Below are 1,567 nucleotides of genomic sequence, written 5' to 3'. Positions count from 1 at the left end.
TTAGGCGTGAAAACGCCTCGATCGAAGACGGAAAACGGCGTCTCCAGCAAGGGCGGACGGGTTCGCAGCAGCAGCATTTCGCCTTTCTGTGGGAACGCGCTCGTCACGTCGCGCTCGCCGCCAGCGAATGGCAGGTTGAAGGATTCGGCCGGCCACGCGCTGCGATTCCAGGCGGCCATGGTGCCGGCGAGACCGCCGGCGGCAAGACCGTGAAGCAAGTTGCGCCGACGCGCGTCCACGCCGTGGGAATGGTTTTTCATGGGTATGTCTCCTTCAGGTTCGTTTTTGTCGTATGAGCGTATGCGTGCCGGCACCTTTGAAGCGCCCGATTGTTTCTGCGGCGTCACGTTATATCAGCCGCCTTGATTCGTTGTTAATGGCAATTGGAGACTTACTCCGACGCCATCTCGAAGAACACGCGCATCGCCTCAGTCACATAGCGTTGCTGATGACGCAACATCAGGAATTCCCGCGGCGGCAGCGGCCAATGGAGTGCTGTAAGCGTCCCGGCGCTGAGTGAGGAAGCCGCGACCAGCCGGGACATCACGGTCGCGCCGGCGCCAGCCTCGACCGCCGATCGCACCGCCTCGTTCGACGGAAGCTCCAGCGCGATCTCGAACCCCGGAGGGATTGCCTCTCAAGCTGCGCACCAGCTTTTCGAAGATCCCGCGCGTACCCGATTCCTGTTCACGCAGCACCCAGGCGTTATCGCGCAAGTCAATAGGATCGGCAACTGTCGAATCGCGATGGGCCCAAGGGTGCTGGGGGCGACCACCAGCACCAGTTCATCCTGGGCAACCGCGCGCACTTCGAGACCCTCTGCGTCGACCTGGTCTTCCACAAAGCCCAGATCGACGGCGCCCTCGGCGACCTGCCGAACGACTTGCCCGGTATTCGTGATCGAGAGCTTGAGCGAAACGCCGGGGTGTGCCGCATGGAAGCGCTGCATCACCCTCGGTATCCAGTAATTTGCCACGGTCTGACTCGCCGCAAGCGATAACGCACCTCGCCGCAACCCGGCCAGATCGGCCAGCATGTTCCCGGCCGACGAGGCACGGGCGAGCACCGCGCGCGCTTCGCTGAGAAACTGCTGGCCGGCGTCGGTCAGCACAATGTTCCGGCGAATCCGGTGGAACAGCTTGACGTCATACTGCGCTTTGAGCGCGGCGATTGAACTGCTCACCGCCGATTGCGAAAGCGCCAGTACGTTGGCCGCACGGGTCACATGCTGCTGCTCGGCAACCGCAACAAAGACACGAAGTTGATCGAGCGTCATGATTCTCTGCGGACCTTAAGCCTTTTCTAGGCTATGCCCAGCACACGGATCACCACGAGGCTGATGAGCGCGAGCGCGACGATCGACAGCACCACCGCCAGTGTCACACGAGGGCCGGCTTTGGCGACCATTCGCACATCGACGCCCAGACCGAGTGCAGCCATCGAAAGTATCGTTAACACATTCGCCGTATGGCTGATCGACGGTAATGCTCCTGTCGGAACGAGGTTGGCCGAACGGAGGGCAACCATCACAAGAAAACCAATGATGAACCAGGGCACGACTTTATGC

1 protein-coding gene and 2 pseudogenes are annotated in these 1,567 nt (G+C 61.3%); all 3 read right to left on the bottom strand.

Annotated features, from left to right (window positions below; genetic code table 11):
* Nucleotides 1–260: pseudogene (locus AWB68_RS49185) on the bottom strand (molybdopterin-dependent oxidoreductase); the annotation flags it as partial.
* Nucleotides 261–391: 131 nt separating this feature from the next.
* Nucleotides 392–1,276: pseudogene (locus tag AWB68_RS44720) on the bottom strand (LysR family transcriptional regulator).
* 26 nt (nucleotides 1,277–1,302) lie between these two features.
* Nucleotides 1,303–1,567 (bottom strand): putative sulfate exporter family transporter (locus AWB68_RS44715; protein WP_125483306.1); only part of this gene is annotated, 265 nt, incomplete at its 5' end.

Origin of the sequence: Caballeronia choica, from assembly GCF_001544535.1 — a bacterium.
In the GTDB taxonomy this organism is placed as follows: domain Bacteria; phylum Pseudomonadota; class Gammaproteobacteria; order Burkholderiales; family Burkholderiaceae; genus Caballeronia; species Caballeronia choica.
Note: the sequence above shows the minus strand (reverse complement) of the source record. Positions and strands in the feature narration are given on the sequence as shown.